This window comes from Herminiimonas sp. GW821-FHT09C12 (genome assembly GCF_059416385.1).
Genome location: NZ_JBWKPC010000001.1, coordinates 76,693 through 103,394 on the forward strand (window position 1 = coordinate 76,693; position 26,702 = coordinate 103,394).

A 26,702-nucleotide genomic window follows, 5' to 3' on the forward strand; every position below is an offset into this window, starting at 1 on the left:
AAAAACTGATGTGACTGCCTGATGTTGAATCTCCAGAGCATAAAGTTTCGAATTATTGCACTCGGTGTTGTGCTGCTCGTTGTCGGCATATTGGTACGTCATTTTTTTGCAGTTCCGCTGATTGAAGAACGCGTACAAGCCTTGGCAGCAACGCAGCAGATGTCTGTCGCATCCTATATCGCCCAAGATATAGACCATAACCTGACTTCTCGTTTGGCACTGGTAGAAAACTTTGCTGCCGACCTGCCCCCTGCATTGACAAGCCAACCGAATGAATTAAATGCCTGGCTTAATCAACGACAACGTATCAACCCCATCTTCGATGGTGGATTACTGGTCATCAAACCTGATGGCTACGGTCTTTTAGCCGCTGCTCCTGCCTCAACAGACCATGACCGCATGGACTTTGCAGCAACAGATTGGTTCAAGAACACCATACGCGACAACAAAGCGGTCATGGGTCGCCCATCGTTCCAACACAACAACCCCGCTGTCGTTTTCTCAGCCCCTGTTCACGATGAAGAGGGAAAAATCATCGCTGTACTAGCTGGCATTGCCTCACTCAATGCGCCTGGCTTTCTCGATCATCTGCAAAAGGCAACGCTAGGCGCTACCGGCGGTTTCTTGCTGGTTTCACCTGCAGATAAATTATTTGTCGCAGCAAGTGATCCCAACATGATCATGAAGCCGACGCCACCTACCGGCGTGAATCTGCTGCATGACCGTGCCATGTTGGGCTATCGTGGTTCTGGCGTAACGATCAATGCCAAGGGAGTCGAAGAACTGTCTGCCATGGCGTCTGTGCCAAGTTCGGGCTGGTTCGTGGTTGCACGCATGCCGACAGCAGAGGCTTTTCAACCCGTTACTGCACTGCGCGAATTCGTTCTGAAAGCCAATGCGATTTTATCAATCAGCATACTCGTCGCGCTGTTGGTAATGCTGTCGCGCATTTTGCGCCCACTGACTGACGCATCACGTGCAATACACAATATGGCTGATGGCAAAGCCCGATTGACCGCTTTACCAGTCGAGTGCGATGACGAAGTAGGAAAACTCGTGCGCGGCTTCAACTTTCTCGTCGCTAAATTAAGAAGAGAAGAAGCGGCGCTCAAGGCCAGCGAAGCACGCTTGAAGTTCATGGCACATCACGACTCTTTAACCGGCCTGTACAACCGCGTCATGCTGGAAGATCACGTGTACCAGGCATTGGCACGCGCAGAACGCGACGATGTGCAAGTCGCCTTGTTGTTTTGCGATCTGGATGGCTTCAAGATTATCAACGATCAACATGGGCACGATGTCGGAGATGATGTATTGCGCCAGGTCGCGACACGCTTGTCCATCGACCGACGGCGCGTTGATACGGTCGCCCGTTTAGGCGGCGATGAATTTATCATCTTGCTGAGTGGCCTCAGCGATGCGCGCACTGCCGCCAGTCATGTTGCCCAACAATGTCTGACCGAAATCAGCGCACCCTTTGAGGTTGATGGGAAATCATTCACCCTGGGCATATCAATCGGCATCGCCCTACACGCAGGCAAAGCCATCGCGCCATCTGCTCTGATGGAAAAAGCCGATATTGCGATGTATCAGGCCAAGCACGGCGGGAAAGGAAAATTCCTCTTCTTCGAAGATGAAAATAGCACTCCTTCCACAGAGTCAGCTGACATCAACAAAAAGATGAGCGCCTAATAACAGACGCTGCTTATGCAGACTGTGGAGCAGGTACAAACAATAAGGCAAACCAGTGCCAACATCCTATTCCTTCAGACGTCTCTTACTCGCATTCGCACTTCTGACCTCGCCCTTGCTGGCCGCCGGTCAGGCCAAGTCAAACTTGCCACCCGCGTTGGGTAGTGCAGTCAAATCCTTGATCACCATTCTGTCGGATAACTATACGGTTGCCAGCAGCCCTCGCCTGTTACGCACCGTCAGCTTGAATGATGGCAAACCGGATGACTACGCACTGGTCTCGTTCACGTTGTCGTATTTCGACGGTGGCAATGAATACTTCCACTATCTCGCTGCTTTCAAACGAAGCGATACGCCAGATGGCAAAACGCAACGCTCGCGCTACAGACTGATTGCTGCAGTGCCGGTCGGCGGCAAGGCATGGCGCTCAGTCGACTTTAATCATCTGCGTTATACGGATGGGCGCATCGAATTCGACACCAAGGAATATCGTGACAATGAACCGTTTTGCTGCCCCAGCAAACCCGCCAAAGCGATCTATCTGCTGGATAGATTGAGCTTGAAAGAGATCAAACCCGACTAGCGATGTGCCACGGCTAGCGTTTCCCCTGCGGCAATAAGGCAGGAATTTTCATATTTAAAAATTATTTTCAACACACTGCATCCAAATTGGCATCCGGCGGGTAGTACCAGTATCAGTGCATAGATATCCATTCCTTGGGTACTTCAAGCTGATCACCTTTAACTACTACTAAGGAAACCATCATGAACGCTTCCATTTCAGCCGTCGCACTCGCTTCTGCCGCTGTATTACTGTCTGCCTGCTCGACTACTCCAAAGTATTCGCAGGACACATTGCCAGCGTCGGTTCAAGTCCCGTCTGGCCACCGTGTTGCGATGCAAACCGTTGGTGCTGGCGATATCACCTATCAATGCCGCGGCAAGAAAGATATGGCCGGTCAGTTTGAATGGGTGTTTGTCGGACCAGATGCTGTTCTTTCCGATCGTAGCGGCAACGCAGTCGGTAAATACTACGGCCCTCCAGCAACGTGGGAAAGCAATGACGGCTCAAAAGTGACCGCTACTCAGCTTGCAGTCGCACCTGCCGGTGCCGGACACATTCCACTGCAACTGGTTAAAGCCAATCCAGCTGTCGGTAGTGGTGCCATGAGCGGTGTGACATATATCCAACGCGTAGCGACTAAAGGTGGCGTGGCACCTGCATTAGCTTGCAGCGCAGCCAATCTCGACAGCAAGGTAATTGTTAAATATCAGGCCGACTATATTTTCTGGAAAGCCGTCTAAGCAAGTAAAGTCAGACGATGGTATCGGCAGGCGGATAGTCTCCGTATAATCAATTGGCAATAAGTGACTCGGGTCCATTCCAATTACTTAAAGACTGCTGACAATTTTGCCTGCCGATACCTTCGACTATGACGCTGCTCTCAGTGCTTGTGCACTAGGCGATCAACAAGCGCTGAAAAGCATTTATCTGCAAGACAGCAGACATCTGCTCGGCGTTGCATTGCGCATCGTCCGACAACGTCATCTTGCAGAAGATGTCGTGCACGACGCATTCGTCAATATCTGGAATAAAGCTGCCAGCTTCGATGCCAAGCGCGGTACAGGTCGTGGTTGGATATACAGCGTAGTGCGTCATCAAGCCTTGAACATGGTGCGCGATCGTGATCGTGAAACATACGCAGACGAAGAGACGATAGGAAAACTGCAATACGAAAATGGCGAATTGGTCGCCGACCAATTTGAATTGAATTCCAGCCTGGGGCAGTTACATGACTGCTTGTCCCACCTAGACAGTGCGAAGCGCAATAGCATCTTGTGCGCGTACGTTGATGGTTGCAGCCACAGCGAGATTGCGCAACGTCTGAACGCGCCGCTAGGGTCAGTCAAAGCATGGGTCAAACGTGGTTTGGCCGCATTGCGGGAGTGCATGGGATGAACGAGTCATTCGACGAATTGCAAGAGCTGGCCGGTGAATATGTGCTGGGCACATTGGCGGTTGCAAAACGCAAAGAAGTTGAACAGCGTCTGCCTAACGAGCCTGTGCTACGCAGCGCCGTCGACGCATGGGAACAACGCCTGTTGCCACTAACCTCACTAGCGGATGCCGAAGAACCGTCACCACAATTGTGGCCCCGTATTCTGAAAGATCTGCGCCATCCATCAGCAACAACACAAGCCAATTGGTCGCGCTGGTGGAATGATCTGCGTCTCTGGCGCGGTCTGGCCGCGGGTGGTGTCGCCGCTGCCGTCATTCTCGGTACGATGCTTGCGATTCGCCCACCGATACCCGCACCTACGTTCATGGTAGTGCTGGTCGAACCGAAACAACAGACGCCTGGCTGGATCGTACAAGCCAGCCTTAATCATCAGATCACGCTCACGCCATTACGCACAGTCGATGTGCCGAGCCAAAAAGCCCTGCAATTCTGGACCAAAGGCGAAGGCTGGACCAAACCGGTATCACTAGGCTTGGTCCAACCGGGAAAATCACTCCAACTCACCTTGGATAAATTGCCGCCACTACAAGCGAACCAATTGTTTGAAATCACCTTGGAACCGGATACAGGATCGCCTACAGGCAAACCAACCGGCCCTATCCTCTTCATCGGCAGAGCCGTCAAAACGACATAACAACACACCGACTAATGTCGGCTAAAGAAGCAGATCCTGACTCGCTGCACACGCAACGTGTCCCAGAATCTGTTCTCTACATTGTGTATGTGACAAATAAGTGTGTTGAATCGATAACGGACACGCTATCAATGCGCGCCAAAGCGCATTTACCAGTTTTAAGTATCCGTAACATTGCACACACTGCGTAGAATGCGTGGTTTCACTCAACGAGTACACAAATCATGAAAAAGACCGGAATGGCAAAGAGCGACGCCAAGAAACTGATGGGAAAAATAGCAGCACCCGGTGGAGCAAGCTTTGGCAACGACGTAGCTGTCGTGATAGACCGTCGTGAACAGCGCAAGCGCGATCAAGCATTGGGACTGGTGCCATTTGCAGTCAAGCTCAATAGCGATTTAATTCAGCAGTTGCAAGCACTGGCAAAAGAACGCGGCACTGATCTCAACGAAGTGACTGCAGAAGTTTTGATCAAAGGTCTCAAGGCTTGATCTTGATCAGTGTCAGTAATCGATAGCCTGTTATTCGCCAAAAGAAGACATCGATTAAACTCGCACATATGACTGAAAACAATCTTGATAACCGACCTCTCTACCACGCTGCTTGTCACTGTGGCACTGTCCGCTTTACCGTACTACTAAGCGATGGCTTGCGAACCGTCCGTAGGTGCAATTGCTCTTATTGCCGCATGCGTGGTGCGGTGGCGGTATCTGCCAACTTGGACGATATCAAAGTGTTGCAGGGCGAAGAAGCGCTGACGCTTTACCAATTCAATACCGGCGAGGCCAAGCATTACTTCTGTTCACGCTGCGGCATTTATACCTTTCATCAACGACGTTCTTCGCCGCATCAATACGGCGTCAATGTTGCGTGCATTGACGGAATGAGCCCTTTTGACTTTGTCGAAGTTCCTGTCAACGAAGGCAGAACACACCCTAAAGATCGCGCTGAAGGCGGCCCTTTGATTGCCGGTTGGCTTCGTTATGAAGTCAATCCGACGACAAATGAAAAATGATTTTTGACACAATAGATGTCTGCTTTCAGCCAATAGCAGACACTTAATCCGCGACACGCTCCATCCAAATCTTTACAGCTCATGCATATTCTGATCACAGGTGCCGCTGGCTCCGGCACGTCAACCTTGGCAGCAGCGCTTGCCGATGCGACCCAAGCAAAATTTCTTGAAACAGATGATTACTTCTGGCGTCCGACTGAACCGCCTTATCAACACAAGCGCGATGAAGTTGAACGCAGTTTGGCGTTGCTGCAAGATTTGCGTGCCAATCAGAGTACAGCTGTCGCTGGTTCATTAATCGGCTGGGGCCAAGACCTTGAGAACGCTTTCGATCTGGTGGTTTTTCTTTATCTTCCAGCCACGATCCGACTTGCTCGCCTCCAAGCGCGGGAAGAACTGAGATTCGGCAAAGCCAATCCGGAGTTCCTTGCGTGGGCAGCGCAATATGACGAAGGCACAGCAGAAGGCCGCAGCCTTGAGCGACATCGACTATGGCTGAAAAGTCGAACGTGCCCGGTGCTTTATCTGGAAGAAGATATCTCTACGGAAGAGCGACTGCAGAGAATACTTGCAGCGTGCGCTTAATCAGCGGCAGCTGAGCAAAGATAGACGCGCGTGCGCCATATTTAAATAGGTATGAAATCTGTCTAGGTCGATTCGGACCATATAAATAAAATGCGTGATGCCTTTTCAGGTCATCACGCATTGTCTCTTCATTGAAGCACGACTTTTTTAAACCATCGTGTCCAAAGCTTTGGACAGATTTGCTACTGTACGTTCGATGTTGTGCAGCTTGTCCAAGCCAAACAGACCGACGCGGAAGGTCTTGAAGTCAGGACGCTCATCGCATTGCAATGGCACGCCGGCTGCAGTTTGCAAACCAGCTTCCACAAATTTCTTGGAAGACTGTATGCCGTCGTCGTTGGTGTAGCTCACGACTACGCCTGGAGCTTGGAAACCTTCTGCTGCAACGCTCTTGTATCCTTTGGAGACCAACAGCGCGCGCACTTTGTCGCCCAACTCTTGTTGCTCCGCACGGACTTTGTCGAAGCCGTAGGCAGCTGTCTCTTCCATCACACCGCGCAGGACCGTCAGTGCATCCGTAGGCATGGTGGTGTGGTAAGCGACGTTGCCTTGCTCGTACGATTCCATGATCTGCAACCACTTGCGTAAATCGCAAGCGAAGCTGGTGCTTTGCGTGGAGTCGATTTTTTCGCGTGCACGTGCGCTCAACATGATGAAGGCACAACCTGCGGAAGCGCTCCAGCCTTTTTGCGGTGCGCTGATCAACACGTCAACACCGGTAGCTTGCATATCAACCCACATGGTGCCGGAGGCGATGCAGTCCAGCACGAACAAGCCGCCCACTTCATGCACAGCGTCGGAGACTTGGCGCATGTAGTCATCTGGCAGCATGATGCCGGAAGCGGTTTCTACGTGCGGTGCAAACACCACCGCAGGCTTGGTCGCCTTGATCGTAGCCACGACTTCAGCTATCGGTGCAGGAGCAAAAGGTGACTGCGCGGCATCTTCCAACTGACGTGCTTTCAGCACGGTGGTCGAGGAAGGAATGTTGCCGGCGTCCAGAATCTGAGTCCAGCGGTAGCTAAACCAGCCATTGCGGAGGATCAGGCAGGGATTGTTGGTCGCGAACTGGCGCGCAACTGCTTCCATGCCGAAAGTACCGCTACCAGGCATGACAACGGCTGACTGAGCCTTGTAGACCTGTTTTAATGTTTTGGAAATGTCATTCATCACGCCTTGAAAGCGTTTAGACATATGGTTAATCGCGCGATCGGTATAGACGACGGAGTATTCAAGAAGACCGTCGGGATCGACATTTGGTAATAGACCTGGCACGTTTGCTCCAGAAATAATAAAGAAATTCGGCCTGGCCAAGGTTTGCTTGGGCAGGCCACAGAAGGCATAGAAATGCCGAAAACCCGAGATTTTACCAGAGTTGGGTTAGCAACTCTGGATTACGCCATAAATGCCCGCTGGAATGCCCATTTTGGTGCGTTTGGACGTGTCTTGCTACGGGCTTTGTTGCGATCAAGCCGACTTGAGGCTTTGCGCTTCAGGCGCTGCTTTTTCGCCCAGGGCGATATCGACGATCATCTCGTGCGCCAGAGCGCCGAGTTCCTGACGCAAGTCTTCAATCGACAATTTGCCAGGAATCAGCAAGTGCGCACCAACCTTGAACGTTTGCTTGCCGGACACGCCACTACGCACGATTTCGGTATGAATGCTTTCGATGCTGATATTGCGCTCTGCCAGTATTTTGGTCAGATTGCTGACGATGCCGACCTGATCGTCGCCAACCAGTTCGAGTTCGACGCTCTTGATTGAATCGGATACGTTAGCGCCATCACTCTTCGCGACGACGACTTGCAAGCCGCTCGACTCCAGTCCGCGCAGCGCGTTGGTCAATGCATCTGCATTCTCACGTGGCACCTCGAAGTGCACCATGCCGGCAAATTCTCCCGCCAGTCTGGTCATGCGGCTGGCGGCCCAGTTGGCACCGTAACGCTGCGCACGTTCAGCCAGCGAACGAACGATGCCGTGACGGTCAGTACCGACGATGGAGACAACCAGTGATGTGGTGTTCGAATCAACTTCTTCTGCCAACACGACCGAGCGGCGGATCATCGGGGCTTTAGTTGCGAAGCGTGCATCTTGCTGGAAGGCTGGCAAAGCGCCGTGTTCGGCAGCGTGATGGATGACTTTGCTCAACAGTTGCAAGCCCATCGGTGCCAGTGCGCGCTCCCACAATTCGCGTGCGCTTTCACCTTTTTCGACAAAACACCAATCCTGCGCAGCAATCGCGCCTGCATCCCAACCATCGGCCAAGTGATAGATAGAACCGCCGGCGATAGGGTCACCTTCAAGAATGGTCCATTCAACCGCGGCAATGCCACGATGTCTAGGCAACAACGATGGGTGATAACCGATACCGCCCAGACGCGCGCGCGCCAAGGCTTCGTCGCTGACGCGAGCATGTGTGTGTGCCGCGAGGATGATATCCGTGCCTTCTGCAATCGCCTCGCCCGGCACAAAGCGCGGGTTCTCGAGTACATGCAATGGAACGCCAGCCGCGCGTGCAGCTTGCGCCAGACGGTCGTCTTCAGATGGAGCGACGACGCTTGTAAATTCGATGCCTTCTTCCTTGCGTAATGTCTCGAACACCAAGGCGCCGAAGAAACGCGATCCTACCAATGCACATTTCATTTTTATCTATTCCTATATTTATACACAAGCGGCGTGCGGAACCCTGTTCGGTGATGCCGAGGCGACTGACTTTACAGACTCACCTTGTTGGGCATATGACGAGCTTTTGAGGCCATCAGGATACGCTTTTATTTTTTCGTGATTTCGCATCACGTAGCGCGCAAGGATACCAGAAAGGGCTAAGCAATACGGCATGCAGAGTAGTGCTGACTGCTGGCAAAGTTGTTATCACGACCATATTGCACAGCAGGAAGTCAGTACGCACTATCATCTGCTCGCCGTCCATTGCTTGATCACCAACTGTATGACCTGCTTATCAACATGACGTAGGCACATCCCATAAACACAGCATTGCCTTGTTCTCTTTGCAGTGCGAACATCCCTTAAACTCACTCTGTGAGCGATTCAACTCGATATTCAATGCCAGTGCACTGCTCAACTTAATCGCCAGGTAACCTATGTACCGATGCACTCATTGTGATCATTCAGAAATCTCCTACTTCAAAAAGTGGAGCTCTTGCTCGACGAAACCAGCTAAATGCATTCGGTGCAACAAACTTAGTTATGTTCCCGACACGCTATCTAACGGCATTTTTTCTATCGGGACATTGCTACTTTTAATGACGGCGGTATTTGCAATTTCAATTAGCTCTTGGCCCTTGGCAATCCTGGGTCTTGTTGGCTCAATTACGAGTTACGGCTTGTTGTGGCACATAGTTAAGCTACAACCAACGACAGCCGAACAAGCAGCTTCCGCCAGAAATTTAAGTTGGGGCATGCTTATGCTTGCTGGATTAATTGCTCTTTTTAGCTGAACCAAAGTATTCGATTAATTGGCATTAATGTAAGCGCCGAACAATGTAGGCATGGGCCGCGTCCTTTCACAATCAACTACGTCCGTTTTGGATCGAAAACGGACATTCAATAGTTGGTACCAGTCCTGCGATTAAGTAGCTACGTTAGAACGTCAACGGGTACATCGCCTTTTTATTTCAGAGAAGCAATGTACTGGCCTCGCCGAGCAGATTAGAAGCGATAGGTCGCACCAACACCCAAGCCGTTCGCGCTGTTTTTGTAATCGGCACTATAGGTTTGACCAAACGGAAACTGGTTGGAGTTGTTCACACTCACTTGTTCTTCTTTGCGATAAAAGTAAGCCACATCAATTGTCAGGTCCTCGGTTGGACTCCAGCCGGCACCAAGACTTAGGATGGTTCGGTCACCCGTCGGCATACGCGGTGAGCGGTCTATGTTATTTGTCGGTGACTGGTCAAACGTCAGACCGGTGCGCAGCATCCATTGTTTGTTCAGTTGGTAGGACGTTCCGATGGAGTAGGTCCAAGTGTCGCGCAAGTTCTGCTCCTCCGTGATGGTGGTGAATGCATCTGGAGCTAGGGCACCCCCAGTTACGTTGGAGTTGTTGACGGTAATGTTTTTCATGCGGCTCCAGCGCGTCCAGGTTGTACCGACGTACAGAGTCCAGGCATGGTTCAACTGTTGTGTAAGCGAAAGGTCCCACGACTCAGGTGTTTGGATTTTCAAGGAGGCTTCGTAACGACCAGGTTGCAGTACGGGAGCCGGAGTGCCGGCACCAGGGGTAACGCTGGTGTTTCCTTTGAGCGTGTAATTAACTTTCGAGTGGTAGGTCAGGCCGACGCGAGTAGTCTCGCTTGGTTGGGCCAGCAAGCCGAAGTTGTAGCCATAGCCGATGTCATCACCCTTGATCCGGACCTGACCGTCATTTGGCGAGAATGCAGTCTTGAATGACGATTCCAGTGTGCTTGATATGCGGTTGATGGTTGGCCCAAAACCGATCGAGACCTTGTCGTTGAATGCGTAGCTGACGGTCGGTTGGAAAGTCACAACCTTGATTTTGCTCTTGCTACCGAAGTTACGACCCTGAAAGGTGCTTTCGTATTCAGTGTTCAGGCCAAACGGGGAGTACACGCCCAAGCCAAACGCCCATTTATCATCGAGAGGTTGGACATAGAAGCCCATAGGCACAGTCGTGAAAGGAACCATGTCGCCATTATTGGTACCTACGCGATTGCCATTGGCGTTGCTGATGTCGCTCTTGCTATCGATAGCAGCAATACCGCCGGTGACTTGTTGGCGCTTGAGGCGCGACATGCCTGCAGGGTTGCCAAACACAGTGCTGGCATCGTCGGCAGAGGATGCGCGGCCAGCAAAGCCTGTGCCCATGCCGCTAATACTTTGTTCGTTAAGTGCATAACCATTGGCGAATAGTTGTGGGGATGCGATGGCAGCGGTAATGGCAATCGTGGTTTGGAGCGTAATTTTTTTCATTATTAGAGTTACCACATCACACATTGTGATGAAAAAGCGATGAATAAATCCATGAAGTATTGTTCATGGTCAGTACCGAATACCAGTATCAAAATAGAAAGGGGATTCTATAGAAAGAAAGTACACTTTTGTATTAAACATGCAATATGCTGATTCACTCCATTTGTATCGAAAGCAAGCGTCTGCTATCGGCCAGAAGCAGGCATTCGGGTAAGATTTTGCTTTTGCAATATCGAAAGTAAAGTATGAATATCCGCCAAGCCGTTAAATCAGACTTCTCTGCAATGTGGCCAATATTCCAAGAAGTGGTTTCTTCTGAATCAACTTATGTGTTCGCAGCTGACACAAGCTACGAAGATGCATACGCGTACTGGTTTGGTCCAGGTGTTACATCCTATGTCGCTGAAGATGAGGGACGAATTATTGCGATGTATAAGCTCGTTCAGAATCAGCGTGATTTGGGTGGGCACGTATCGAACGCATCCTTCATGGTGCACTCCAGCGGTAGCGGCAAAGGGATAGGTCGAAAGCTTGGAACGCACTGTCTCCAAGAGGCAAAGAAAGCTGGATATCTAGCCATTCAGTTCAATTTCGTAGTCAGCACGAATACTGCCGCTGTTTCGCTCTGGCAGAAACTTGGATTCTCAATTGTAGGTACTCTTCCAAAAGTGTTTGCTCACAAGGAACTCGGACTTGTCGATGCCTATGTAATGCACCGATTCCTCGACGACATTTAATGCCTGCTTTGGGTCGGTTCCAAACATTTGGCCCTCACCTCTTAAGCCCATAAGCGAAATCAACTCTATTCAGTTTTGCAAATACGGATTTATTTTGCGACATAGCCATACCTATGTGTAGACTGTCGCCTTACTATTTTTTGTCTGAACCATGTCCATCACCATCAACGAAGAACTACAAGCCTATATCGATCCACTGACTAGCGATGAACACGCTGCACTTGAACGCAGCCTGCTTGCTGAAGGTTGTCGCGATGCGCTTGTGCTGTGGGGCGATCTTTTGATCGATGGACACAATCGTTACGGCATTTGCAAGAAGCATGGCATCACTTTCAACACCGTGCAAAACGAAGCGTTCAAATCCATGGATGACGTGCACTTATGGATGATCGACAATCATCTGGGGCGACGCAGCGTGTCGGATTTTCAGCGTGGCGTGCTTGCGCTACGCAAGAAAGAAATCTTGTCCACACGTGTGGCACAAGCCAAAGAATCATCAACAACGCCTGAGACTGCCGATGCTGTCACGCAGCCTTCGGAAGAGCCGGCACTAACGCGCGATGTGATTGCTCGTGCGGCACGCGTGAGCAGTGTGACACTAGGTCAAATCGAAAAAATCCAAAAGACGGCGACGCCTGAATTGGTCAATGCGGTGAAGACAGGTATGGTGTCGATTAATGCCGCGGCTACCATCTCGTCCTTGCCCAGCGAACAGCAAAAAGAAGCGGTTGCCGGTGGCAAAAAAGAATTACGCCAAGTCGCGCGTCAGGTACGTGAAGCCAAACTGCCACCTAAGCCGGAGCCAACGCCACCGCCTGACGACGCTACGCCCGATCAGATCACTATCCATCGCTTGAATTTGTTGATTACCGAACTCAATGAAGAGCGCGACCAGTTGAAAAAGAAGGTTCAGCATTTGACCATTGCACTCGCAGAGGCACGCGGCGCTCACTGAATGCCATCATCTTCTATCGGAGAAAGTAGCTTGCCCGCTTAAAGAGTAAAAGTGGGCATAGGCCATTCCTTATTTGCGCAGCGCTAACCAGTTCTCTAGGAATTGCACGCACACCCGCACATTCGCCGTCATGCCTAACCTTGTCGGATAAATTGCCCACACATCTGCTTCCTGACTGTACTCTGGTAATACTCGGACCAAACGTCCATCTGCAAGACTCGGACCGACGTCCCAGATCGAGCGCAAGATAATCCCGTGATCATCGATAGCCCATTGATGAACCAGTTCACCATTGTTGGTTGACAGCGCACCACTGACCCGCACTGCTTCCGGGCCTTGCGGCCCAGTCAGCTTCCAGCGGCCAAAATCCTGATCGCGCTCGCGTATCACTATGCATTCGTGTTGCAGCAATTCGGTGAGTTGTTGCGGCGTGCCGTTGCGCTCTAAATATGCTGGGGAGGCGCACAGGATGCGTGAGTTCTCCGCTATCCGTCGCGCGATTAAATGCGACTCTTCAACCTGCCCTACACGTATATCGAGGTGAAATCCTTCAGCGATCAGATCGACCGGCCGGTCCAGCAATTCAAGCTGTATTTCCAGTTCAGGATATTCACGAGCCAGTGCAGACATGGCTGGTGAAACCCGATTGCGCCCAAATCCTGAGCTGGTACACAAGCGCAAAAGCCCGCGCGGCGAACTTCCTTTGTCCGATATCGCATCTTCCAGCTGATCAACGTCTTCCAAGATACGTTGAGCCCACTGATGAACAACACTGCCATGGTCGGTCAGCGAGACCTTGCGAGTCGTCCTATGCAGCAATCGCACCTGCAAGGTTTTTTCCAGTATGGCGATGCGCTTGCTCACGAGCGCGTTAGAGACGCCAAGCTCCAGTGCCGATGCAGCAAAACTCTGCTTGCGCACGACAACACAGAACAGACTGAGGTCTTCCAAAAGAGGCCGGCTTACTTTAAGGTCAGAGCGCAGACGAGCAGTTTTCATGGAGGCATTGTTCACGATACGTGTTCTTTTAGATTACAGATCGCCTGATTGTATATTCATCTGTATTCGGTAAGATCAATCCGTGCTTTAACTCCCCATAAAAATCACGAAAGGTTACCGCCATGAAAGCCCATAAAATTGCAGTCATCGCCGGCGACGGCATCGGCAACGAAGTGATGCCAGAAGGTTTGCGCGTACTGGAAGCCACCGCACGCAAATTCAACATCGCCCTCGAATTCACGACTATGGAATGGGCCAACTGCGAGTATTACCTCAAGCATGGGAAAATGATGCCGGATAACTGGCAACAGCAATTGGAGGGTTTTGAGGCCATCTATTTCGGTGCGGCTGGTATGCCGGCTCTGGTTCCCGACCATATCTCGCTGTGGGGTTCGCTCATCAAGTTCCGCCGCGACTTTGACCAGTACGTCAACTTGCGTCCGGTACGCCTGATGCCTGGCGTACCCTGCCCTTTGGCCAATCGCAAGCCTGGCGATATCGATTTCTATGTAGTCCGCGAAAATACCGAAGGCGAATATTCGGCAGTAGGCGGAAAAATGTTTGAAGGCACTGAGTATGAATTCGTGACGCAGAATGCGATCTTCTCGCGCAAAGGTACTGACCGCATTCTGAAGTACGCATTCGAGTTGGCACAAAGCCGTCCGAAGAAGCATCTGACATCTGCCACCAAATCGAACGGTATTTCCATCAGCATGCCTTACTGGGATAGCCGCGTCGAAACGATGGCACCATCGTATGCAGATGTACGTTGGGACAAATATCACATCGATATTCTGTGCGCCCGTTTCGTACTGTCGCCAGAGCGCTTCGACGTCGTGGTGGCGTCCAACTTGTTCGGCGACATCCTGTCGGATCTTGGCCCGGCATGTACCGGCACCATCGGTATCGCACCATCTGCCAACCTGAATCCGGAACGAAAATTCCCATCACTATTTGAACCAGTACACGGCTCGGCACCTGACATTTTTGGCAAAAACATCGCCAACCCTATCGGCATGATCTGGTCTGGCGCGATGATGCTCGACTTCCTGGGCAATGGCGACGCGAACTACAAGGCTGCACACGATGCCATCATGAAGGCAATTGAAACGGTGTTGGTGCAAGGACCCAATACGCCAGACCTTGGCGGCAGCGGTAACACGACCGATGTTGGCAAGGCGATCGCCGCTGCACTCTGACAGCCCGGACTTCAACTCTTCACTCTCGTTGTAAAAATGGCAGAGCCTATCGAGATGCATCTACATGCATTCCGATCGGCTCTGCCACTTTGTACGAGGATTCCACTGTAGAGAAACACGTTCCTCTGTAAATTATTAAACCAGCGCTTGCGACACTTGTTTGATGTATTGCATGTACTGGCTTGCACTGGACTCCAGATCCTCTTGAGGAATTCCTGATTCAGCGCCATAAGCTGCAAAAACCGGCAAAGGTTCTGCGCTGATATATTCAATAGTAAGTCTGAGCGGTCGCAGCAGCTCTTCTAAAGTAAAAAGATATCGTCCGCTCTGATCGTAATCCATCTCTTTGATACCTGCAGAGATCGCAAGGCCTATCTTTTTTCCGCTCAGTTTTCTCTCAGACTTTTCGCGCCCATAGGCAAAGCCTTGCGTCAGTACGTCATCCAGCCATTTTTTCAGCAGTGGCGGCGTGCTAAACCAGTAAAAAGGAAACTGCAAGATGATGTGGTCGTGATTGAGCAATAGCTTCTGTTCGGCTTCGACGTCAATCTGATGATCAGGATATTGCTCATGCAATTGATGAACGGTGACGAAGTCAGAATTTCTTTCCAACTCCTCCAGCCATCTTTTGTTAACGATGGAATTCTGTATATCAGGGTGTGTCACGATAACCAGGGTTTTGTTGCTCTTCATAATGGATGCTCAAGAAAGAAAGTGAACAGGCATACTAGCGATGCATTTCGTACCTGAAAAGTAGGTACTTTTTTGTTCCTTACTAACCAACAGGTGATTTTTATGAAAGCCACCGGCTTCAAGTTCCCCATCGATGCAACGATTTATTTGATAGGCGGAAAATGGAAATGTACGATTCTTTGCTATCTACTGGAACAGCCCCATAGAACCGGAGAGTTGCGACGTTCGATCGCAGACATTTCGCAAAAAGTATTGACCGAGCAATTACGCGAACTCGAAAGCGACGGCATCATCGAACGCATCGTTTATCCGGAAATTCCACCGCGCGTTGAGTACAAAGTGACAGAGTTCGGCTTATCTCTTGAGCCGATCATTACTGCCATGTGCAATTGGGGAGAGGCAAATCTTGAAGTCATTCAGGAAGCGCGCAAGCGCCGCAGTTTGATCTCTGCTACCGACTCGCTAAGTTAAGGCGAGCTATGTCATGCTTTCATTCGGTTTTCTGGGCGACACTGCAGAACAGCATCGCCTACCGAATCTATCAATAGCTTGATTTAAATTTCTTGCCTTGGTTCCATCTCGACAACCAGTGTTTTGAATAGGATGTTGCGAGCTCTTGGTTATTCCAAACCACAATCACATTTTCACTATTCGACTTTGCTGCTGCTTGACTGTAATTGAACGATCCGGTTTGCACATGCCGGTTATCCGCAATAATGTACTTGTCATGATGGATGGCGTAGGCCGAGACAGTGCGTGTAGGTATGCCGCCGTTTACCAGCAGATTTAAAGCAGCGATATTTGCCTTGCCTTTGTTACCTTGCTCATCGACAACGACTTTGACATCCACCCCACGCTTCTTGGCAGCCAATAGCGCCTTCGCTATGACAGGCGATGTGAAGGAATATGCGGCAACGCGAAGCGTGCGATCAGCCGATACAATTTGCCGCAATACTAGTTGCTCTGCGCCTTGCTTCGGCGAGAAGGCGTTCTCTACCGCTGGAGCTGCTGAAATATTCGATGCAGTTGAAAATGCTGATGATCCAATGAATGCGATTAGAAGTACTGCTTTGATGACTTTATTGTTCATGCGATTCGCATTTATTTTGATAGAAAATGAGCCGCCAAGTATCCAGCATGCACAGCAAGCGATTGCCATTCAATATAGCCCGCTAGCATTTCCAAATTTTAGAACGAAAACGCCCACATCTTCTGTATGAGATGCGGGCGTTTTCATATGGAATGGGCATAGTCATCAAGCTGAATGGCGACTAATGACCCAAAGCGGACATGTCCTTACTTATAGAAAGGTTCGACCTTGCCTTTTACTTTAATCATTAAGGGATTGCCCTTCCGATCGAGTGCCTTACCAGCCGGGACTTTAATCCATCCTTCGCTGATGCAATACTCTTCAACTTGAGTACGCTCTTTATCGTTAAAGTTAATGCCTATATCGTGCTCAAATATGGCGGCGTTGTAGTATGGGCTACGAGGATCGACTGAAAGCCGATCAGGGAGCGAGGGGCGGTGTGTAGTATCGTTCATGCCGACAATTATCAACTATATGATTAAGCAAAACAAATTTTTGCTTTGTTTTGCTCATCACTCGGTCACCGCCATCGATCGATTTCAGCATTATTCTTAACGTTATTTCATTTTTTTGAATGAAATTTCACGCGCCATGACTTCGCCAGTACGGCGATCCAGCATCATTTTCACCTTGCGATGCTGATTGTCGTAGGCAGTTACCTTGAGCAACAGACCACGTACTTCCGCTTTTCTAATCTGCAATCCTTGCGCCGTGACGCGGCGTTCCAGCTCTTCGTAGCTAAGCGTGCCAGCAGTGGAAATCGGCGCCAGCGTGCTTGGTGTAGCAATCGGTGCGGGTTGTGCTACAGCCGGCCCGGCTTGTACCGCAAAGGCGAGGACCGCTATGATGGCTAAGACGACTGTAAATTTGATGACATTTTTGTCCATTTGGAAACCTCTTTGTATGACTGCCGGAATTGACAACTTCCGTTATACGCAAGGCAAGCTGACACCAGCCTCGCATGCAGCGTCAGGTAAATGTCAGCCAGCCCTTCTGTATAGTGTTCGTCATGCTGAAAAAACTTTTCATCTCCTTGCTCCTGCTCGTCCCGATAGGGCTGCCATTGCTCGTATCGGGTAAAGACAAGGATCACGACGTCGCTTATGAAGCCTTGCAACGCGGGCAGATCTTGCCGTTGTCGACCATACTGTCGCGAACCGCAACACAGGTTTCTGGTGAAGTGATCAAGGTAGAGCTCGATAGCAAGCGGCTGGAATACAAGCTGAAAGTGTTGAGCGCCAATGGCCAGGTCCGCAAGGTGCGCGTGGATGCCCGCAACGGTACACTGCTGAGCATCAAAGACGATGATTGAAAGAAATCACTGATGAGAGCATTGCTGGTAGAAGATGATCCTGACGTCGGTCAGCATGTGTTGCAGGCGCTGCAAGAAGCCGGCTTCGTAGTTGACTGGTCGCGCGATGGCAATGACGCTTGGTTCAAAGGCGATGTCGAAGAATTCGATGTCGCCATCCTCGATCTCGGTCTGCCTCAGCTCGATGGCTTATCTGTACTCAAGCGCTGGCGTGCGGCCAAGCGTACTTTCCCGGTCTTGATCCTGTCGGCGCGCAGCAACTGGGCTGAAAAAGTCGAGGGCATAGAAACCGGTGCCGATGACTATCTGGCCAAGCCTTTTGAAGTCGCCGAATTAATTGCACGCACGCGAGCACTGGTGCGTCGTGCGGCCGGTCACGCCGATCCTATCCTGACTTGCGGTGCATTGACGCTGGATACCCGACGCATGACGGCTACCGTGGATAATCAGCCGGTACGCTTGTCACCGCTGGAATTTCGATTTTTCTCTTACCTCGCACATCAACCCGGACGACCAGTATCAGCTGGTGAACTGGCCGAGCATTTGTACGGCGACAACGAAGGTAGCGATACCAATGCCATCGAGGCACTGGTGTTGCGCATGCGGCGCAAGTTCGGCGCCGACCTGATTGAAACCCGTCGCGGCTTCGGCTACATGTTGTCGGGATCAGGCGATTGAGCACTCGCTCGCTTCGCTTACGCCTGTTGCTGTCGGCGGCCTTCGCCGTCCTGATTGCGATGCTGATTGCGTGGTTCGTCATGACCTGGCTGTTTGCCCGTCACATCGAACGACGCGTAGCAGTGGAGTTGGAAAACGAAGCCATCATTCTGTTATCTGATTTGAGGCTGAGTCCCAATCAAGAACCACAAGTGGATGAAGCACCAGCCAATCCGCGCTTCAACTTGCCGTCCAGCGGACTGTACTGGCAAGTGAGCAACTCCAAGGGCATGCAACGTTCACGTTCACTGTGGGATGAATCGCTGCCACTACCAACTCCTGCACCTCCGCTTAGCAACTGGCGTACCCGCACCATCGACGGCCCTTTCGGGCAGCGACTGTTCTTGTTGGAACGCAGCATATTGCTATCAGCTGATACACCCCCAATACTGCTGCAGCTAGCGCAAGACAAGGTCCAGCAATATGTAGCGCGCAAGGAATTTGGTCATGACCTCGGTTTGTTTCTCGCCATACTTGGCGCGGTACTGGTTGCCGCAGCCGCCTTGCAGGTAAGCGTTGGGCTCAAACCTTTAGGTAGATTGCGACATGAATTGCTGCGCTTGCAGAACCATCCTGCATCGCGCCTTACCAATGCGCATCCTCAGGAAATAGCGCCATTGATAGACGCCATCAACCGCCTGGCGGATGCACGCGAAGCCGATCTGACGCGCGCCAAACGTCGCGCTGCCGATCTGGCACATTCGCTGAAGACGCCACTGGCGGCACTGGAAGCACAAAGCAATCGCGCCCGAGCAGCCGGTGCAAGCGAGGCGGCTGACGGTATCGAACATGCGATCAGTGCGATGACCATGGCGGTCAATGCTGAGCTCAGCCGCTTGCGTGTGGATAGCGTACGCAACAATCTCTACGCCAGCGCATCGTCACCACAACAAGCTGCAGAACAAATCGTCGGTGTGATTGAACATACCGCGGTTGGTGAATCGCTGGTGTTTGATATCGATATTCCTGCATCGCTGAGTGTGCCAGTGCCGCTCGATGATCTGAAGGAATTGCTGGGTGCCTTGATGGAAAATGCTGCGCGCTTCGCCCGACGCCGCGTCTGCATGCAAGGGCAGATGACTGCAGATGGCAACGTTGAGTTGGTAATAGAAGATGATGGCAAGGGTGTCGATGCAGGCACACTGCACACCCTGCAACATCGCGGCAAACTAGACGAGGCTGGCCCCGGTCATCACGGACTCGGCCTCATCATCGCGCGCGAACTGGTAGATGCAACCAATGGCCAGATGCAGCTCACACACAGCGCCTTGGGCGGCTTGAAGATAGTGCTGACTTGGCCAATGGCGGTGCGTTCAACCTGAGATCAGTCCGACCAACCAACCCTGTCATCCTCAGTTGGAATTTGAGTCGTAAGCCGGCATCAACACACCAGCCATGACTCGCAATCCTAACTGGCTATAGCCGCCGCGTTTGCTCTAGCCTTGTGCAATTTTTTGTAGCTGTCGATCAAGCGATGGTGTCTGTCTAACCCTTCGAGTTTCATACTCGTTGGCGTCAAGCCGAAGAAGCGTACGCTGCCGTCCACTGCACCCAATACTGCATCCATCCGAGCGTCGCCAAACATGCGGCGGAAATTGACCACGTAGTCGTCCAGTTCCATGTCGTCGTCGAGCAGCACTTCCAACACTACATTCAAAACCTGATAAAACAATCCGCGCTCGGCTGAGTTGTCGTTGTATTGCAGGAAGGCGCCCACCAAATCATGCGCCTCTTCAAATTGCTGCAAAGCGAGATTGATCAGCAACTTCAACTCGAGCACTGTCAGCTGTCCCCATTCCGTATTCTCGTCAAACTCAATACCGATCAATGTGGCGATGTCGCCGTAATCATCCAGCTCATTGTTCTCTAAACGATCAAGCAGTGCTTCCAGACTGTCATCGTCCAGCTGATGCAGGTTCAAAATATCGGCGCGGAACAACAGTGCTTTGTTGGTGTTATCCCAGATCAAATCATCTACCGGATAAATTTCTGAGTAACCCGGCACCAAAATCCGGCAAGCAGTAGCACCCAGCTGGTCATACACCGCCGTGTACACCTCTTTACCCATACCTTCGAGTATGCCGAACAAGGTCGCGGCTTCGTCGGCATTGGAATTTTCTCCGTGACCAGAAAAATCCCATTCGACAAAATCGTAATCGGCTTTGGCACTGAAAAAACGCCACGACACGATGCCGCTGGAATCAATGAAGTGTTCAACGAAGTTATATGGCTCAGTCACGGCTTCACTTGTAAAGGTAGGCCGTGGCAAATCGTTCAAGCCTTCAAAACTGCGCCCTTGCAGCAATTCCGTCAGACTACGTTCCAGCGCGACCTCCAAGCTTGGATGCGCGCCGAACGAGGCAAACACGCCACCTGTGCGGGGGTTCATCAAGGTGACGCACATCACGGGATAAGTTCCACCGAGCGATGCATCTTTCACCAGCACCGGAAAGCCCTGCTCTTCCAAACCCTTGATCCCTGCCAGAATTCCTGGATATTTCGCCAGCACTTCTTGCGGTACATCGGGCAAGGCAATTTCGCCTTCGAGAATTTCACGTTTGACTGCACGTTCGAAAATTTCGGACAGACATTGCACCTGTGCTTCGACCAGCGTATTACCGGCACTCATGCCATTGCTGACGTAAAGATTTTCGACCAGATTGGATGGGAAATACACCACCTCGCCGTCCGACTGCCGCACATATGGCAGCGAACAGATACCGCGCTGCGCATTGCCAGAGTTAGTGTCGATCAGATGCGAACCACGCAACTCGCCATCGGGATTGTAAATTTGCAGGCAGTACTCATCCAGAATCTCAGTCGGCAGCGCATCCTTGCGACCAGGCTTGAACCAGCGCTCGTTTGGATAATGTACAAACTCCGCGTTGGCGATGTCTTCGCCCCAAAACGATCCGGCATAGAAATGGTTGTTATTGAGTCGCTCGATATACTCACCCAGCGCCGATGCCAGCGCGCTTTCCTTGGTCGCACCCTTGCCGTTGGTAAAACACATAGGCGAATGCGCATCACGGATATGCAGCGACCACACATTCGGAATGATGTTGCGCCATGAAGCAATTTCAATCTTGATACCCAAATTCGCCAACACGCCCGACATATTCGCGATGGTTTGTTCCAGCGGCAGATCCTTGCCCGGGATATAGGTGGCAGCGTCAGCGTCCGGCTTCAAGGTCAGCAAGGACTGTGCATCGGCATCCAGACTCTCTACTTCTTCAATCACAAACTCGGGTCCGGCTTGCACCACTTTTTTCACCGTGCAACGCTCGATGGAACGCAAGATACCTCGGCGGTCTGACTCCGAGATATCTGCCGGTAATTCAACTTGAATCTTGAAAATCTGTTGGTAACGGTTTTCTGGATCAACAATATTGTTCTGCGACAGGCGGATATTTTCGGTAGAGATATTGCGAGTGTTGCAGTACAACTTCACGAAGTAAGCCGCACACAAGGCCGATGAAGCCAGAAAGTAATCGAAGGGACCGGGCGCCGAACCATCGCCTTTATAGCGGATAGGCTGATCGGCGATTACTGTGAAGTCATCGAACTTGGCTTCAAGACGCAGCTTGTCGAGAAAGTTGACTTTAATTTCCATGGGGGAATTCCAAAAATGATGCTCAAAATGAGGTAGGCGCTATTATCCGTCACCGCGCCGATGCCGTGTAATCCATCGATGCTTGCCACAAACGCGATGAATACGGATAAATTGCTAGAGAAAGGCCATGGCGTTGGACATGGCCAACATAGGCAGGATTCGAATCAGGGAACGAGCGGAGAATAATCTCCGTATCCATCAGGCCACTGCGTTAGAACTTCAAAGCCTGTTTCTGTCACGGCAACCATGTGCTCCCATTGCGCAGAGAGGGAGTGATCCTTGGTAACGACTGTCCATCCATCGGGCATTTCTTTTGAATGTCGTTTGCCCGCGTTAATCATGGGTTCTATCGTGAATACCATCCCGGTTTGCAGCTTCAGGCCTGTGCCCGGCTGACCGTAGTGCAGCACCTGCAAGTCCTCGTGGTAAATCTTGCCTATACCGTGACCACAATATTCGCGGACCACGCTGAAACCTTCCTTGTGCGCGACTGATTGAATCGCATAACCAACATCGCCTAAAGTTGCGCCCGGCTTTACTGCGAGGATTCCCGCACGCATCGCTTCGTAGGTTGTATTTACCAAACGTTTGGCCAGGATGCTGGGCTGCCCCACAAAATACATGCGACTGGTATCGCCATGCCATCCGTCCTTCGTCAATGCCACGTCGATGTTGACGATATCGCCGTTCTTCAATGGCTTGTCGGAAGGTATGCCGTGACAGATGACGTGATTGACCGATGCACATATCGTTTTAGGGTAGCCGTGATAGCCGATATTGATGGGCACTGCATCAAGCACATCAACGATGTAATCGTGACATAGTTGGTCCAACTCATTGGTCGTGACGCCGGGTCTGACGTGTTCAACAAGCATGCTGAGGACTTGTGCCGCCAATGCCCCAGACTTCCTTAGCATCGCAATATCGGAAGGCGTTTTGATTTCGACTTGAGCGGCCATCATGCCTTCTCAAGCGATAGTGTTATTTCTTGCGGCGACTCCGCAGCTTGCGGTTCGGCTTCTCTTAATTTTTGGCAGATCTCGTTATAACAAAGACCGGGATTTAACTCTGCCATCATCCCGACGCGCAGCCAGTGCTCGGCTTGCGAGTTGATAGAGCGGCTCATTGCTCCGCTAGTGAGTCGCAGATTCGTATGCATCTGCTCCGTGATTTTGACGATACCCATGTAATGCCTATTTATATGAAATGTAGTTAACCGTATATAAAACGTATATTAACATGACTTACGTTTTTGACGAGAGAGCTACGCTCGTGGACTACATTGCAACATTTGCAGGAATCAAATGAAAAAGGTGCGCCATTTCCACTAAGGCGCACCCCTCCTTCAGCTTCACATGACATACATCCTTGCGCATAAGGAATGTGAATTGTCTGTACGGCCAGATGACTATTTCAACTGAGCGACCAAGGCATCCGCCCCTTTTTCTATACCGGTTTTGGCAGCGCTCAGTGAGCCGAAAGTCGCCGCAATATTCATCGCATTGGGATACTGCTTCGTCACGTATGCTTTCAAGAGTTGGTTGCTTGTCGCATCATAAATTTCCACCGAATAGCTGACTGATCCCATAAAGATTCCTTCTTTCCCGCGCGCTGATTGAACAACGTTGTAAGGCATACCGGCCAAGTCAAAACGCGTAACCGTCGATGCCACCGCGGTGTTGGTGCCTGCACCGGTCAAGGTCAATCGCAACTTGAGAGTATTGGGTCCTGTGTTGGTGGCGATCCGAAACCGTTCGCTCAATACTTTTTTGAACCTTGCGTCCATATAGTTGGCAAGTTCCTGTTTGTCGGCTTCCGACAAATCTCCAAACTGATGATCAGGTCCGTTGTAGATAGTGACCGGCTCCATGACGATGGTGGAATAGTCCGTCCAATTCACATTCGAAGAATAGACATAAGGCGTTTTGTCGGCGTCCTTTTGCGAGTTCGGTTGCAGTTGAGGTGCGGAGTTGAGTTTGACGTACGGAACAGGTGCTGTACTAGCGCAACCAGCCAGTGTAATGAACGAAATACAGGCCAAGGGCAAAGCGATTGTTGAGAACTTATTCATGATATTTCCTATAGGGTCAAAGGGGAGATAGACCGGCGCTGAAGACGTAAAAGCGATGGAAGACATCACCAGATACATTACTGACCGATCGATCATTAAATAGTGTATCATCACTAATGACCGATTGGTCATTAGTATTTTTCTCAGCAATGTGAGATGCTGGCGCTATGCCGCGTCAGAACTCTGCAGTCACGTTGACAGTCAGACAACTCACATTGGTTTTATGTAATAAGAAAAGGAGCATCACCATGAACTTCCCACCTAGCCTTCGCCTCGCCTGCTTTCTTGTAATGACAGGCTCCGCGTTCCACGCACAGGCAGAGAGTTTTGCATCGTCAGCCTCGAGTGCTGGTTCTGCCTCCAGCGGCAGCGTGTCAGGCTCGTTGCATGATTCAAGCAACAGTTCGAGTAGAGATGAGAAGAGAGCCGATGGTGATTACCGCATCACCGACGTGGCTGAGGCACCTGGCAAAGCTGATTTCCGCCGGGTCACGATGCAGGCTGACGATACACAGCAACGCATCGTGCTGGATCTGCCAGCAGCCGTGATGGACAAGCAAGCTCTAGGTCGCGGTGATCTCGTCTATGCGCAAAACCGCGTATACGGTTTGGAGTTCGCCCGTGGTGATACGCGAGAAGCGTTCTACCTTGTCCTCGCCGACAATTGGCATGACGAACTTGCTCCGCGCTTAGTTGGTCTGTGAGAGTACGTCGTCTACTTGCATCCTTGCTGATCGCCGCGACTGTTGCGGTGGTCGGCACAGCAAATGCTGCATCAGGTTCCTCGGCCCTATCGAACTTTTGTGATCGAACCCAACAACTCACCGCGAGTCAGCAAGATCGCGTGCTGCGCTTTGCAGCTGTCGTCCGTGATGAGTTGGCTGCGACGAATAGCGGCGCAGCATTAATCAGTCGCTCCGGCCTGGACTTGTCGCGCTTTAATATCCGTTACTCACATACCGCCATCGCATGGCGCGATGATGACGCGACATGGACTGCGCGCCAGCTCTACTATGCTTGCGATGAAGAACGTCCACGCATCTATGATCAGGGCGTCGCCGGATTCGCGATGGGCATCGACAATCCAGCGCTGGGCTACATCTCGATCGTGAAGCTGCCATCCGATCCAGCGCAGATGCTTAAAGTCACATCGCTCGATAAAACGCGCGCACTGCGATTGCTGGCAGCGAGCTATAGTGCCAACGCTTATGCATACGGCTTGAGCTATCAGAATTGCAATCAGTGGGTGATGGAAATACTTGCAGCAGCATGGGGTAATTTATCCGATGGTGACGATCTGCGCGAGCGCGCGCAGCTTTGGCTGCGTCAGGCTGGTTATGCGCCGGAACCGGTCGCTGTCAATTCGCACTGGCTGATGTTTGCATCAAGCTTTGTGCCGCTATTGCATCTTGATGATCATCCCGAGGATGACCGCTACGCGATGAAACTGAAGATCAGTTTACCGGCTACCGTCGAAACATTCGTCCAAGAAAAATTTCCCGCTAGTGAACGCGTCGAAATTTGCCACGATGGCAAGCGCGTCGTCGTACATCATGGCTGGTCACCTATCGCCGATGGCTGCATACCCGGCGAAGGCGACCGAATCGTTGATCTAGATGGATGATTGGCTTCCAGGCAAATAGATGCGAGCCTGTTAGCCTTTCAATGCTTCCGTCGCAGCCTCATCGATCAATGCAGTGACTTCTACCGGCTTCGACGCCAGCGAAGCATGACTTGCTTTCAACGTGATGATTTTTCTAGCACCTAGCCGTGCTGACATCCGCTCCTGATTCACTGGCGCGATCATTCTGTCTTCACTTGAAATTTGATACCACGATGGTTTCTTTTTCCATGCAGGCGCAGTGATCGTGTCGCCGAAGGTGCTGGCAAGAGGAGCTTTTTGCGTGACCGCCATCACCAGCCCTTCGTCCGGCGTCAGATCCTGACAAAAGCTTTCGTGGAATTTATTCTGCTTGGCCCATAAATAACCATCGCTATCAGGCGCAAGATTTTGTACAGCAACAGGCGGATGTTCTTGGGTAATGCCACCGGCGCTTTCTCCAGCGTCAGGAGCAAATGCTGCGATATACACCAGACCAATGACGTTCGGCTGATCCCCCGCTTCCGTAATGACGGCACCACCATACGAGTGACCGACCAGCAAGACTGGACCTTGTTGTTGGGCGATCATTTTTCGCGTGCGTTCGGCATCATCTGCCAGCGATGTGAGTGGTAATTCAACCGCGTAAATAGATGTGTAGCCCTTGCGTGACAGCTCAAGAATGACCTTGCTCCAATGTGCAGCACCACCCCAAAAACCATGTACCAAAATAATCGTAGGCTTGTTGTTCATGATCGATCTCCAATCTGCAATGAAAGAAATTTCACCAACTGCCGCGACCCAACGTATTCACATACT

30 protein-coding genes are annotated in these 26,702 nt (G+C 51.2%); 17 read left to right on the top strand and 13 right to left on the bottom strand.

The features are described 5' to 3' along the window. The first annotated feature begins 21 nt into the window (after positions 1-21). The 8 genes from AC07N2_RS00345 (at position 22) to AC07N2_RS00380 (ending at position 5,947) form a co-directional block, all read left to right on the top strand. Entirely contained in the window at positions 22-1,692 is a 1,671-nt protein-coding gene (locus tag AC07N2_RS00345) for a diguanylate cyclase domain-containing protein (protein ID WP_494776504.1), read from the top strand. 55 nt (positions 1,693-1,747) lie between these two features. Next, positions 1,748-2,275, top strand: coding sequence for a hypothetical protein (locus tag AC07N2_RS00350; protein ID WP_494776505.1), 528 nt, complete (start codon positions 1,748-1,750; stop codon positions 2,273-2,275). A gap of 182 nt (positions 2,276-2,457) precedes the next feature. Then, positions 2,458-2,997, top strand: coding sequence for a DUF3455 domain-containing protein (locus AC07N2_RS00355; RefSeq protein WP_494776506.1), 540 nt, complete (start codon positions 2,458-2,460; stop codon positions 2,995-2,997). 106 nt (positions 2,998-3,103) lie between these two features. Beyond that, complete coding sequence (locus AC07N2_RS00360) at positions 3,104-3,652, top strand: sigma-70 family RNA polymerase sigma factor (protein ID WP_494776507.1); 549 nt, start codon at positions 3,104-3,106, stop codon at positions 3,650-3,652. Then, complete coding sequence (locus tag AC07N2_RS00365) at positions 3,649-4,347, top strand: anti-sigma factor (RefSeq protein ID WP_494776508.1); 699 nt, start codon at positions 3,649-3,651, stop codon at positions 4,345-4,347. Before AC07N2_RS00360 ends, AC07N2_RS00365 begins: the two co-directional genes overlap by 4 nt. 224 nt (positions 4,348-4,571) lie before the next feature. Further along, positions 4,572-4,838: a hypothetical protein gene (locus tag AC07N2_RS00370; protein WP_494776509.1), complete on the top strand. Its 267-nt coding sequence runs from the start codon at positions 4,572-4,574 to the stop codon at positions 4,836-4,838. A gap of 68 nt (positions 4,839-4,906) precedes the next feature. Continuing rightward, positions 4,907-5,362, top strand: a complete 456-nt coding sequence (locus AC07N2_RS00375; RefSeq protein WP_494776510.1) for a GFA family protein — start codon at positions 4,907-4,909, stop codon at positions 5,360-5,362. Between the two features lie 81 nt (positions 5,363-5,443). Then, a complete protein-coding gene (locus AC07N2_RS00380; protein WP_494776511.1) occupies positions 5,444-5,947 on the top strand; it encodes an AAA family ATPase in 504 nt (167 codons plus the stop codon). Positions 5,948-6,094: 147 nt separating this feature from the next. Here the strand turns inward: AC07N2_RS00380 and AC07N2_RS00385 are convergent, their stop codons facing one another. From AC07N2_RS00385 to AC07N2_RS00395, 3 genes are all read right to left on the bottom strand, one after another. Further along, positions 6,095-7,222 carry an aminotransferase class V-fold PLP-dependent enzyme gene (locus tag AC07N2_RS00385; RefSeq protein ID WP_076592203.1) on the bottom strand — a complete coding sequence of 376 codons (1,128 nt, stop codon included), beginning with the start codon at positions 7,220-7,222 and terminating at the stop codon, positions 6,095-6,097. A gap of 192 nt (positions 7,223-7,414) precedes the next feature. Then, the gene (locus tag AC07N2_RS00390) at positions 7,415-8,590 is read right to left on the bottom strand and encodes a formyltransferase family protein (RefSeq protein ID WP_494776512.1); all 1,176 of its coding nucleotides are present in this window, start codon (positions 8,588-8,590) and stop codon (positions 7,415-7,417) included. A gap of 1,026 nt (positions 8,591-9,616) precedes the next feature. Further along, positions 9,617-10,897 carry an OmpP1/FadL family transporter gene (locus AC07N2_RS00395; protein ID WP_494776513.1) on the bottom strand — a complete coding sequence of 427 codons (1,281 nt, stop codon included), beginning with the start codon at positions 10,895-10,897 and terminating at the stop codon, positions 9,617-9,619. Between the two features lie 245 nt (positions 10,898-11,142). Here AC07N2_RS00395 and AC07N2_RS00400 point away from each other — a divergent pair, with 245 nt between their 5' ends. Continuing rightward, a complete protein-coding gene (locus AC07N2_RS00400; RefSeq protein WP_494776514.1) occupies positions 11,143-11,634 on the top strand; it encodes a GNAT family N-acetyltransferase in 492 nt (163 codons plus the stop codon). 151 nt (positions 11,635-11,785) lie between these two features. Continuing rightward, positions 11,786-12,589 carry a ParB N-terminal domain-containing protein gene (locus AC07N2_RS00405; RefSeq protein ID WP_494776515.1) on the top strand — a complete coding sequence of 268 codons (804 nt, stop codon included), beginning with the start codon at positions 11,786-11,788 and terminating at the stop codon, positions 12,587-12,589. A gap of 69 nt (positions 12,590-12,658) precedes the next feature. On the opposite strand, the gene AC07N2_RS00410 is transcribed toward AC07N2_RS00405, so the two are convergent. Further along, entirely contained in the window at positions 12,659-13,588 is a 930-nt protein-coding gene (locus AC07N2_RS00410) for a LysR family transcriptional regulator (RefSeq protein ID WP_494778084.1), read from the bottom strand. 122 nt (positions 13,589-13,710) lie between these two features. Between AC07N2_RS00410 and AC07N2_RS00415 the strand changes: the two genes are divergently transcribed. Continuing rightward, positions 13,711-14,787 (top strand): tartrate dehydrogenase, encoded by a 1,077-nt coding sequence (locus tag AC07N2_RS00415; protein ID WP_494776516.1) that lies wholly within the window; start codon positions 13,711-13,713, stop codon positions 14,785-14,787. A gap of 135 nt (positions 14,788-14,922) precedes the next feature. On the opposite strand, the gene AC07N2_RS00420 is transcribed toward AC07N2_RS00415, so the two are convergent. Further along, positions 14,923-15,480, bottom strand: coding sequence for an NAD(P)H-dependent oxidoreductase (locus AC07N2_RS00420; RefSeq protein ID WP_494776517.1), 558 nt, complete (start codon positions 15,478-15,480; stop codon positions 14,923-14,925). Between the two features lie 102 nt (positions 15,481-15,582). On the opposite strand from AC07N2_RS00420, the gene AC07N2_RS00425 reads away from it, so the two are divergent. After that, positions 15,583-15,951 carry a winged helix-turn-helix transcriptional regulator gene (locus tag AC07N2_RS00425; RefSeq protein ID WP_494776518.1) on the top strand — a complete coding sequence of 123 codons (369 nt, stop codon included), beginning with the start codon at positions 15,583-15,585 and terminating at the stop codon, positions 15,949-15,951. Positions 15,952-16,021: 70 nt separating this feature from the next. On the opposite strand, the gene AC07N2_RS00430 is transcribed toward AC07N2_RS00425, so the two are convergent. The 3 genes from AC07N2_RS00430 to AC07N2_RS00440 all read right to left on the bottom strand — a co-directional run bounded on the left by AC07N2_RS00430 (position 16,022) and on the right by AC07N2_RS00440 (position 17,457). Further along, positions 16,022-16,570: a phospholipase D family nuclease gene (locus AC07N2_RS00430; protein ID WP_494776519.1), complete on the bottom strand. Its 549-nt coding sequence runs from the start codon at positions 16,568-16,570 to the stop codon at positions 16,022-16,024. A gap of 206 nt (positions 16,571-16,776) precedes the next feature. Next, entirely contained in the window at positions 16,777-17,025 is a 249-nt protein-coding gene (locus AC07N2_RS00435) for a DUF3297 family protein (RefSeq protein WP_076592214.1), read from the bottom strand. A gap of 102 nt (positions 17,026-17,127) precedes the next feature. After that, positions 17,128-17,457 (bottom strand): PepSY domain-containing protein, encoded by a 330-nt coding sequence (locus tag AC07N2_RS00440; RefSeq protein WP_494776520.1) that lies wholly within the window; start codon positions 17,455-17,457, stop codon positions 17,128-17,130. Between the two features lie 122 nt (positions 17,458-17,579). Here AC07N2_RS00440 and AC07N2_RS00445 point away from each other — a divergent pair, with 122 nt between their 5' ends. From AC07N2_RS00445 to AC07N2_RS00455, 3 genes are read left to right on the top strand one after another with little or no spacing between them, the layout of a single operon-like run. Beyond that, the gene (locus AC07N2_RS00445) at positions 17,580-17,882 is read left to right on the top strand and encodes a PepSY domain-containing protein (RefSeq protein ID WP_494776521.1); all 303 of its coding nucleotides are present in this window, start codon (positions 17,580-17,582) and stop codon (positions 17,880-17,882) included. A 12-nt stretch (positions 17,883-17,894) separates the two neighbouring features. Beyond that, positions 17,895-18,560, top strand: coding sequence for a response regulator transcription factor (locus AC07N2_RS00450; protein WP_076592217.1), 666 nt, complete (start codon positions 17,895-17,897; stop codon positions 18,558-18,560). Continuing rightward, positions 18,557-19,921, top strand: coding sequence for a sensor histidine kinase (locus AC07N2_RS00455; RefSeq protein WP_494776522.1), 1,365 nt, complete (start codon positions 18,557-18,559; stop codon positions 19,919-19,921). The genes AC07N2_RS00450 and AC07N2_RS00455 overlap by 4 nt, the downstream gene beginning before the upstream one ends. Positions 19,922-20,007: 86 nt before the next feature. Here AC07N2_RS00455 and AC07N2_RS00460 read toward each other — a convergent pair whose 3' ends face one another. The 4 genes from AC07N2_RS00460 to AC07N2_RS00475 all read right to left on the bottom strand — a co-directional run bounded on the left by AC07N2_RS00460 (position 20,008) and on the right by AC07N2_RS00475 (position 24,283). Further along, positions 20,008-22,212, bottom strand: coding sequence for an OsmC domain/YcaO domain-containing protein (locus AC07N2_RS00460; protein ID WP_494776523.1), 2,205 nt, complete (start codon positions 22,210-22,212; stop codon positions 20,008-20,010). Positions 22,213-22,376: 164 nt separating this feature from the next. Beyond that, on the bottom strand, positions 22,377-23,171 hold the full coding sequence (gene map / locus AC07N2_RS00465; RefSeq protein WP_494778085.1) for a type I methionyl aminopeptidase: 795 nt from the start codon (positions 23,169-23,171) through the stop codon (positions 22,377-22,379). Further along, positions 23,171-23,398: a ParD-like family protein gene (locus AC07N2_RS00470; protein WP_494776524.1), complete on the bottom strand. Its 228-nt coding sequence runs from the start codon at positions 23,396-23,398 to the stop codon at positions 23,171-23,173. Before AC07N2_RS00470 ends, map begins: the two co-directional genes overlap by 1 nt. 222 nt (positions 23,399-23,620) lie before the next feature. Continuing rightward, entirely contained in the window at positions 23,621-24,283 is a 663-nt protein-coding gene (locus AC07N2_RS00475; RefSeq protein ID WP_494778086.1) for a DUF3313 domain-containing protein, read from the bottom strand. Positions 24,284-24,531: 248 nt separating this feature from the next. Here AC07N2_RS00475 and AC07N2_RS00480 point away from each other — a divergent pair, with 248 nt between their 5' ends. After that, positions 24,532-24,987, top strand: a complete 456-nt coding sequence (locus AC07N2_RS00480) for a hypothetical protein (protein ID WP_494776525.1) — start codon at positions 24,532-24,534, stop codon at positions 24,985-24,987. Continuing rightward, positions 24,984-25,907, top strand: coding sequence for a DUF2145 domain-containing protein (locus tag AC07N2_RS00485; protein WP_494776526.1), 924 nt, complete (start codon positions 24,984-24,986; stop codon positions 25,905-25,907). Before AC07N2_RS00480 ends, AC07N2_RS00485 begins: the two co-directional genes overlap by 4 nt. Positions 25,908-25,937: 30 nt before the next feature. Here AC07N2_RS00485 and AC07N2_RS00490 read toward each other — a convergent pair whose 3' ends face one another. Further along, positions 25,938-26,636, bottom strand: a complete 699-nt coding sequence (locus AC07N2_RS00490) for an alpha/beta hydrolase (RefSeq protein ID WP_494776527.1) — start codon at positions 26,634-26,636, stop codon at positions 25,938-25,940. Between the last annotated feature and the right edge of the window lie 66 nt (positions 26,637-26,702).